The organism is Pseudomonadota bacterium (assembly GCA_034660915.1).
Taxonomy (GTDB): domain Bacteria; phylum Desulfobacterota; class Anaeroferrophillalia; order Anaeroferrophillales; family Anaeroferrophillaceae; genus DQWO01.
The window spans coordinates 1-9875 of the sequence record JAYEKE010000024.1 but is presented as its reverse complement, the minus strand read 5'-3'; the positions used below and the strand labels follow the sequence as shown (position 1 = coordinate 9875).

At 47.2% G+C, this 9875-nt stretch carries 7 protein-coding genes; all 7 read right to left on the bottom strand.

The features are described 5' to 3' along the window. Positions 1-54: 54 nt before the first annotated feature. The gene (locus tag U9P07_01290) at positions 55-1434 is read right to left on the bottom strand and encodes a S41 family peptidase (GenBank protein MEA2108040.1); all 1380 of its coding nucleotides are present in this window, start codon (positions 1432-1434) and stop codon (positions 55-57) included. Between the two features lie 412 nt (positions 1435-1846). Then, complete coding sequence (locus U9P07_01285) at positions 1847-3001, bottom strand: peptidoglycan DD-metalloendopeptidase family protein (GenBank protein ID MEA2108039.1); 1155 nt, start codon at positions 2999-3001, stop codon at positions 1847-1849. A gap of 93 nt (positions 3002-3094) precedes the next feature. Continuing rightward, entirely contained in the window at positions 3095-3994 is a 900-nt protein-coding gene (locus U9P07_01280) for a permease-like cell division protein FtsX (protein MEA2108038.1), read from the bottom strand. Further along, a complete protein-coding gene (gene ftsE, locus U9P07_01275) occupies positions 3991-4668 on the bottom strand; it encodes a cell division ATP-binding protein FtsE (protein ID MEA2108037.1) in 678 nt (225 codons plus the stop codon). Before ftsE ends, U9P07_01280 begins: the two co-directional genes overlap by 4 nt. Next, positions 4643-6385: a proline--tRNA ligase gene (locus U9P07_01270; GenBank protein ID MEA2108036.1), complete on the bottom strand. Its 1743-nt coding sequence runs from the start codon at positions 6383-6385 to the stop codon at positions 4643-4645. The genes ftsE and U9P07_01270 overlap by 26 nt, the downstream gene beginning before the upstream one ends. Positions 6386-6605: 220 nt before the next feature. Beyond that, on the bottom strand, positions 6606-8570 hold the full coding sequence (cooS, locus tag U9P07_01265) for an anaerobic carbon-monoxide dehydrogenase catalytic subunit (GenBank protein MEA2108035.1): 1965 nt from the start codon (positions 8568-8570) through the stop codon (positions 6606-6608). Between the two features lie 609 nt (positions 8571-9179). Next, on the bottom strand, positions 9180-9629 hold the full coding sequence (dtd, locus tag U9P07_01260) for a D-aminoacyl-tRNA deacylase (protein MEA2108034.1): 450 nt from the start codon (positions 9627-9629) through the stop codon (positions 9180-9182). Positions 9630-9875 lie beyond the last annotated feature (246 nt).

Below are 9875 nucleotides of genomic sequence, written 5' to 3'. Positions count from 1 at the left end.
ACCTTACACCTTACACCTTATACCTTATACCTTATACCTTTATACTTTTATTTGTCAGTTCTGCCCCTGGAGCTGCTTAAATACCTGCCAGCCCTGCAGTAATTCTACCGCTCGCTGTAACTGGAGATCCTGTTTCTCCACTTGGTCATCCGGTGATTTTGCTGTTTTTTCCTGGGGTTTTTTCAGCGAACTTTCATCCCCTGTTGTTTTGCCATCGGCTTTATCATCAGATTCCTGCTTATCATGGTTTTCAAAATGCCCCTTAAGATCCTTTTCCTTAAGTTGATGGAAAATTGATTTTTTCCGCTCAACTTTCTGGACAACCAATCCTTCCTCAACGATAATGTCCGGATTAATCCCTTTGGCCTGGATGGAACGGCCGTTGGGAGTATAATACAATGAAGTAGTCAGCCGAATGGCGGCACCATCATCCAGTGGAATGATGGTCTGCACAGAGCCCTTGCCAAAACTTGGCGTTCCCATGATCACTGCCCGTTTATGATCCTGCAGAGCCCCGGCAACAATCTCCGAAGCACTGGCGCTGCCACCGTTAACCAGAACAACTATGGGATAATCACCCTCCGTCCCGTTATCATGAGCATAATATTTCATATTCTGCTTTTTGAGCCGACCATCCGTGTAAACAATCAAGCCGCTTTTCAGAAAATAATCGGAAACCTGTACCGCCTGGTTCAATAAGCCACCAGGATCATTACGTAAATCAAGTACCAATCCCTTGAGAGGGCCATCTTTTTTTAATTCATCCATTTTTTTAATCATATCGGCCGCAGTCCGCTCCTGAAACTGGGTCAAACGAATATAACCGATGCCGTCGTCAAGGCTTTTATTTTTAACACTGGCAATTTTTATAATATCCCTGATGATGTCCACCGCTTTCAATTCAGAAAGTCCTTGTCTCATAATCGATATGGTAATTTTTGTTCCTTTAGGCCCCCTCATTTTGCGGACCGCTTCCATCAGGGTCATATCCTTGGACAGCTCACCATTTATTTTTAAAATCCGGTCTCCCGCCTTAATTCCAGCCTTGTAGGCAGGGGTGTCCTCGATAGGAGAAACAACAGTTAATACCCCGTCACGAATAGTAATTTCAATCCCCAGCCCGCCAAAGCTGCCATGGGTTTCCACTTGCATTTCCTTAAACATTTCCGGCGGCATAAAAGATGAGTGGGGATCCAGATCACTAAGCATACCTTTAATGGAACCATAAATAAGCTTTTTGCTGTCCACCGGCTCTACATAGTATTTCTGTACCAGCGACAAGACATCAGTAAATTTTTTTATATTTTCATAAGGAATATCATCCTCTTTTGCCACGGAATTGCCCCCCATCAGGGTGATGTTCAAGGACACCATTACCAGTAACATCAGGCAGATAAGCAGCAAAAATGACTTTCCCCGGTTTTTTCTTTTCATGTTCAGACTCCCCCAATTAATACATTCAGACTTAATAACCTGTTTTTTTATATGGAAACACTATTGTCCGTTACACATCTTACCTCAATTTTCTGACTTGCATTGCCAAGGACAAATTACAGGATGTTCGGGCTTGGCTCATAGCGGTATTGGCCGCCTGGGTGGGGACAGTTTTAAAACTGTCCCCCATTGTGATTCGCGGCGGACGCCCGGGGACATTGCTTTAGCGCGCCTCACAAGCCGGCCTGTCTGCGTGCGGCACGCACAGGCAGGCCATGGACGGCCGGCGAGAATGAGCGAGAGCCATGCCGGAACATCCGGGGAAATTGATTTCAGCCCTGCCTGTCGGCAGATAGGTGTTTTTAGAACAACTCAGAAAATTGAGATCTTACAATATACATCTTTTCAGCCATCACCCCTGTACCATCGGCGACACCCATTCCAGGGGGTTTTGAGGTTTGCCATGTCTTCTGATTTCAAAATAAAGCGCCGGACCAATCAGAGAATCAGTATCACCGACTGAGCCAATCGCCTCACGTTGACGGATATTCATGTTGACCTTCGTTTTAAATTCCAGCAAATGACCATAAATCGAATAGTATCCCTCTCCATGATCAATAATAATCAGGTTGCCATAGCCTTTCAGCCAGCTGGCAAAGATAACCTGACCAGGAAAAATCGCCTTAACCTCCGTTCCCAGCGGAGCTTCAATATCAATACCCTTATTTTCGGTTACCGTTTTAAAACGGCGGTCCCGTTCCAATCCGAAGAACCTGACAACGACCCCGCTGGTGGGCATTGGCAAACGACCCTTAAACTTGGCCAATGAACTATGACGCCCGGAACACTTACGTCGTGTATTGATGATTTTCTTTAATTTTTCGGCAGCTTCAGCCAGTTCTTTAACCAAAGCCGCATAATACTCTTTTTTACCCCTGATTTTATACAACAGCTTATTTTTTTTAGCAATATTTTCTTCCAGCCCCGCCAGCTTCAACCGCTTTTTCCCCTTCATTTCAGTCACTTGCTGCCGCTGTTTTTCAAGTAACTGTTTTATCCTCTGATGTTCTGTCAGCAGGCGGGCAAAGTTGGTCAGCTGCTGTTGGTCGTATGTAAGAATATATTTCAGATAGGTAATCTGATTGATTTTATCTTTCAGTTTCTGCCGACCAAAGAGCTTCTCCAGCAACACTCCCGGTGGGGTCATGTAGCGCACCTTTAGACGGTGGTTAAATTCATTGCGTTGCCGGGCCATCGCAGCGGAAACCTGCTGCAATTGCTGCTCTTCACCGGCCATTGATGCTTCCAGATCCTGCAGCTGCTGCTGCAGGTTATAAATTTCAAGCTCCAGGCTATGACGCGCCCTGGATATGAGATGCAGCCCTTCCAACAGTTCTTTTTCCTGATGCTGAGAAGATTCAGCCTGCTGCTGGGTTTTCTGCAAACGTTTTTCCAGCTGATTCAACCGGACAGAATCTTCTATCACCGGACCGGCAGCCTGGGCAAAACCGCGGATTCCGACACAATCACCAATGACTGACACCACAACAAGCAATAGAGTCAGCATGCAAACCAAAAATCCATGTATTTCAATGTCTGATAATCGACAGGGAAAAAAGCCTGAGATTTTCAGCAAAAATAACCTTCCCATAATGCCGGCTCAATTTCCTCTTATCCATTTAAAAGACACCAGGAAACCCAGTCCCCCCAACAGAACTCCAAGAATTACAAAACCACCAAGCATGCGGGGGGTAAAAAAAGTCAGAGAAACCATCCCTTGGAGAAAGGGAAAACTTCGCTGCAGCCAGGCAAGCAGATAGTAATAAATACCATAAACAGCAGCAACGGACAGCAGTGAAGCAATCAACCCCTGAAATAGCCCTTCCAGCAAATAAGGAATGGCAATATAAAACCGGGTCGCACCCACCAACTCCATAATATCAATGGCATCCCGGCGGGAATAAAAGGATAATTTGATCGTATTCGAAACAATAAAAATGGTAACAAAAAAGAGAAATCCGGTAACCCCCAGACCAAAGATATGCAGCAGTCTCATAATTGAGAAAAAATGATTAAGCCACTGCTGACCATACTGCAGCTCATCCACTCCGGGTTGCTGTTTAATGCGGCCAACGAGACTTTCCACCGCCTGCATACCCTGCACTTCGCTTTTCAACTGCAGTTCAAGTGAGGCCGGCAGGGGGTTTCCCTTAAGTCCCTGCAACAGGGTGGAATCCTTTCCCAGCGATTGCCTGAAATGCTGCATCGCTTTATTCTTGTCAACATAAACAAGCCGGGAAACCACCGGCTGAGACTCACATAGATGCTTTAGGGATTTTAGCTGCGTTTGACTGATGGAATCCTGCAGGTAAACTATCACCTGAAAATCAGTCCGCCAGTCATCCAAGGTTTTTTTAAGATTCAGATAGCCGAATGAGTATAAGCCGAAGATTACCAGGGAAAAGGTAATCGTAAAAATAGAAATCAGATTAATAACCAGATGCTGGCGAATATTCTGGCAAGTGGATTTCAGCAGATAATAGAGGTAGGTTATATTCATTGATTTTCTTTGGGCAAAACGTCTTCGTGCAGCATCCCGTTATGCAGGGTAAATACTTTCCGCTTGAATTTCTGCAACAGCAGCTGATTATGGGTAGCCAGCATAACCGTCGTTCCCTGGGCATTGACATTATTTAAAATATTCATGATTTCGGTGGTAATCTCAAAATCAAGATTTCCGGTGGGCTCATCCGCGAGAATAATCTGCGGCTCATTAACCAGAGCCCGGGCAATGGCCACCCGCTGCTGCTCCCCTCCAGACAACTCCAGCGGGTAACGGTAGAGTTTCTGTTCAATGCCCACCAGTTTCAAGACCTTCCAAACCCGCTTTTTAATTTCATTCCGGGGAATTCCGGTAATTTCCAGCACCAGGGCCACATTATCAAAAACCGTCCGGTAGGTGATAAGCTTGAAATCCTGAAACACTACCCCGATGGACCGGCGAATATAGGCAATCCGGCGGCGGGAGAAATTGGTAATATTTTTTCCGTCAATTAATATCTGGCCGGATTTCGGCCGTTCGGCCGCAAACAGCAAACGCAGCAGAGTGGTTTTACCCGCCCCGCTGGGGCCGGTCAAAAAGACGAAATCACCCGCCTCAAGCTGAAAGGAAACATCCTGCAAAACAGCAACGGTAGGCAGGTAATTTTTATAAAGATGAAATACCCTGATCATGAGCAGCCAGTTTATCAATCATTTCCCAAAGTTGGATTACGTCATCAATCTGAATCTCGACACTATCACTCGCACGGCGCTCTTTTACCTCAAGGATACCGCGGGCAAAACCTTTTCGACCAACCGTTAATCTCAAAGGCATACCTATAAGATCAGCATCCTTGAATTTTATTCCCGGTCGTTCATTCCGGTCGTCGTAGAGAGTTTCAATCCCCCGTTCCCGCAGGCTGGCATACAAGCGGTCACAATAAGCCACCACCTCTTCATTTTTAGTATCCAGACAAAGCAAGGCAACTTTAAAAGGTGCCAATGCATAGGGGAGCATCATTCCCTGTTCATCATGATTCTGTTCAATGGCTGCGGCCACCGTCCGGCCAATCCCGATCCCATAGCAACCCATAACCATCAACTTTTCTTTACCATGCTGATCCAGAAAGGTGGCGGATAAAGCTTCACTGTATTTAACTCCCAGCTTAAAAATATGCCCGACTTCAATTCCCCGCGCTACTTCCAGCCTCGCTCCGCAACGGGGGCAGGCATCACCAACCTGCACTTCCACCAGATCACCAATCTGGGAGGCGGTAAAGTCTCGGCCATAAGCCACGTGCTGTAAATGGAAGCCATCACGATTAGCCCCGCAAACCAGCGATGACATTCCCGCAACTTCCTGGTCAGCTATTACTTCTATCTTTGTCATCACCGGCCCCAAAGACCCGGCCCGGGCGGCAAAAGCCTCGTCAATCTTGCTCTCTTCAGCCAGTTCTACCCATTGAACTCCCAATAGCGCTTTCAATTTAGTCTCACTCACCTGTCGGGCGCCATTAACCACAACCATGCACAAACCATGATCACTTTCATAGACCATTGATTTAACCGTTTCCCGCGGTTCAATTTTGAGGAAGGCACACACTTCCTCGATGGAGCAATAATCCGGAGTCGAGACCTCCTCCATTGCCGGCAAAGCACTTTGATCTTTTTCTCCCGGTTCAGGGCCAGGACAAGAGCGTTCAGCTTTTTCCAGATTGGCGGCATAGTCACATTCGCTGCAGGTAGCCACCGCATCTTCACCCGAATTAGCCAACACGACAAATTCATGGGAAAAACTGCCGCCGATGGCACCACTATCCGCCTCAACCGCGCGGAAATCAAGGCCACAGCGTTTAAAAATCCGGTCATAGGCAGCAAACATGAGATGATAACTCTTTTCCGCCAGCTGGTCATCCACATCAAAGCTGTAACCGTCTTTCATGATAAATTCCCGTCCCCGCATGAGCCCGAAGCGGGGTCTGATTTCATCCCGAAATTTGGTCTGAATCTGGTAGAGATTCAGCGGCAGCTGCCGATAAGAACGGATTTCATGGCGAACCAGATCAGTAATCACTTCTTCGTGGGTGGGTCCGAGACAGAATCCCCGCTGGTGACGGTCAGTAAAGCGAAGCAATTCCTTCCCATACTGCTCCCAGCGGCCACTTTCCTGCCAGAGCTCAGCCGGCTGAACCCCCGGCAACAGCAATTCCTGTGCCCCTGCCCGGTTCATTTCCTCCCTGACAATCAGCTCAACTTTGCGTACAGCCATGAGTCCCAATGGCAGATAAGCATAAATACCGGCAGCCAGACGGCGGATCATCCCAGCCCGCAGCATCAGTTTATGACTAATTACCTCAGCTTCCGTCGGATCTTCTTTTAACGTGGGAATATACATCCTGGAAAAACGCATTATTTACTTTCCCTCTTTACTATTCCACCCGGAAAGCAAAGGTTTCCAGATGGGCGGTCAATATTAAACTATCAGCGTTCAACGTAACCATGGGTTTCCGTACTGTTTTTGCTGACAGCTGAACACTACTTATGAAACTAGCTTATTGATGTCAAGAAATAAAAAACCCCCGGCAATATTGCCGGGGGTTTTTCTGACAAAAACAGACAACCCAAAAAGATTACATGGTACGACGGTCGTCCATATCAAAGAGTTTACGTTCTTTCTTCTCCTGGATACCCAGGGCTTCACGTTTCTTATCAATGTGGTCGATCATCTTCTGGGCGTGTTCATACGGGTCAATGGCAAAATCCCACATACCACCATGCTGTTCTTCCAGGCCCTTGAAGAGCAGGTCTTTGAACTTGGTGTTATCGGTAACCGGGAAGGCAGCGCCAAAGACGGTGTAAACCCCGGAGGAGACAAAGTACTGGCCGATGGAGATGGCCTTTTCACTCATCCATTCAGGCGCCGAACCAGCCACCGGCAGTTCAGAAATTCTCTCACCCAGGCCGCCGGTTTTAACCATCTCAGCAGCAGCAATCAGGATGCGGCTGTTGTCAACGCAGGAACCCATGTTAAGGACCGGCGGGATACCGCCAGTTTCACAAACTTCCGCCAGACCGTCACCGGCATATTTCGCCGCTTCCGGGGTCATCAGGCCGGCCTTGGCCAATGAGATAGCGGAACAGCCGGTCTGAACGACCAAGACATTATTCTTGATCAACTCTTTAACCACTTCCACATGCACCCAGTCATGTTTGACCCGGGGATTGGTACAACCAACAACACCGGCAAGCCCGCGGATACGGCCGTTAATGATATTTTCATTCAGCGGCGTGTAGGAAGTACGGTATGTGCCACCAAGAACATAGTTAATGTATTCATGGGAAATCCCGGAGATACTCATCTGAGTCTTTTTGGGGATTTCCACCGGCTTGGTGCGGTTTTTATAACGCTCAATAGCCATCTCAACAATCGTATCAACACATTTGCGGGGATTATCTTCCTCCAATTCCACGTGAACAGCACCTTCAATGTGAGCCCGGCGGTTAGTGGTCACGAACCTGGTACCATAGCACTCAGACAGCGGTGCCAGACCCTGCATGATGCACTGAATATCAACACCCATGGCATCAACAGCCCCGGTAACGATTACCGGCTCAGCGGAAAGGAAGTTACCTATGTGAGGTATCCCATGACGCATCATCACTTCAGTCCCGGAACAGCACATACCGCCCAAGACGATGCCCTTGGCACCGGCAGCCTTGGCTTTTTCGATATTCTTCGGGTCGTTGCAGGCATCGATCATCGATTCAAACAAGCCAGGTTCATGGCCGTGAATGATAACGTTGACCGACTCTTCATCCAGGCAGCCCATATCAGTATTGGCCTGGATAGCTTTAGGAGTCCCATAAAGAATATCAGAGAGCTCGGTGGCGACCATGGAACCGCCCCAGCCATCGGACAAAGCCGTGCGCTGGAACTGCTGGGCAATATTCTCATAATGCTGATCAACTCCGATATGGGTGCGGTGCATCATTTCCATAATTTCGCGCATGGCCCCACGGGGGACGATACCCAGCTCCTTCCAGTCCTCATAAGTTTTTTCCGGCACCCGCTTCATGAAGGGGATTTCACCTTCCACCTGAGTGTAGGTTTTTTCCAATTCTTCAGCCAGTTCCAGGGCCATTTCCTTAACGTCGCGATCCTTGACCTCACCATCAACCTCAACCGTCGTGGCAATATCAATTTCACTGCAGACATATTTCAGTTTGTCAACATCTTTGATGGTATAATCGGTAATTTTACCATGGACAACTTCTTTAAACAGATCCAGCATCGCCATCCCGTGGTCAGTATGGGCGGCAGCACCACCGACCACCATACGGGCAAAGTTCCGGGCCTGGATAGTATCAATAGTAGCTCCGCAAACGCCTTTTTTCGCGTAGGGATCTTTCGGACTCAGCCGGCAGGGACCCATGGAGCAGTTTTTACAACAGGCTGATTTATCCCCGATAGGACAGGGGGTCATTTCAGTCGACCGGTCAAAACAGGTCTGGACTCCATCTTTTTTTGCTTTTTCCAGCATCTGCAGAGTGGTTTCACAGATGCTAGCTTCCTGAATGTTCAATTCTTTGGCCATTACTACCTCCTTGATAGCGTTGTTTGGTTGTTATTCCTTCAACAATAAATTGACTCACCTGCAAACGGCAGAACATGTTCGCAATAATTATTCCAGATACGAACAAAAATCATATTTTTTATAATTGCCGACCTGGAAACAAACATTTTTTTTGCTAAGCTGCAAACAGATAAAAAAAGATATTAAAAATCAGTTATTTATAGAGTTCCCGACCATCATTGCACAATAATCCTTGGAAACTTTTAAAACCCCTGCCGGCATACAGCTTATGATGAAAACCATGAAACCACTCCGCAATTTTTTCGCATGCGCAAAAATTGCGGCAAAAATTCTGCGCAGCTACATTCCACCTTCAGAAAATCAATATCTCAACTTTCTATAAGTTGCGCTAAAAACAGCCCTGCCTGTCGGCAGACACGGCTGAAAGAAATTTCCAGGGATGTTCCGGCATGGCTCTCGCTCACTTAAGGCTGTCTTGAAAAATTAGAATTTTTGTTTGAGTACAAGGCAGGCGAAAATTATAACCGCAGGAATATATTTTCATATTTTGAGGATTATAATTTGAGCCTAACGCCGTAATCGAGCAAAAAGGCCATTTTTCAAGGTAGCCTAAAACTGTTTTCGACTGTCCAGCAAGATAGTAACCGGACCGTCATTAATCAATTTCACTTCCATCATTTCCTGGAATCTCCCACCATAAACTGGAATTCCCAGCTGCTGCAAGCCTTCCATAACCTCCAGATACAGCTGTTTTCCGGTTGCCGCATCAGCCGCACCAAAAAATGAGGGACGGGTTCCTTTGCGCACGTCGCCGAAAAGCGTAAACTGGGGAACCAGCAGGACCTCACCTTCCACATCCGCCAGGGAACGATTCAGCTTTCCCTGCTCATTACCAAAGATACGCAAGCTGCTGATTTTCCTGATCATATAATCAACATCAGTCGCACCGTCACCTTTAGCTACTCCCAACAGGACCAGGAAACCCCGGTCGATCACAGAGACTTCCTCGCTGTTAACCGCAACCGACGCTTTTTTAACCCGCTGAACCACCGCACGCATTGACAATAACTCCTTATTATCAATTGGTCTAACTGCCTCCAGGGCAGGGATTTAACCTTGACTTGCTGATACTTTTTCACTATCAAACGTAGAAGGATAAGGGTTTATCATGAAGCAGATGGCAAATCAATAATGAACTGACATCATTTTACATACCCAGTACACTCAACTTTCTGATTTGCATTGCCAGGGACATATTACCGGATGTTCGGGCTTGGCTCATAGCGGTATTGGCCGCCTGGGTGG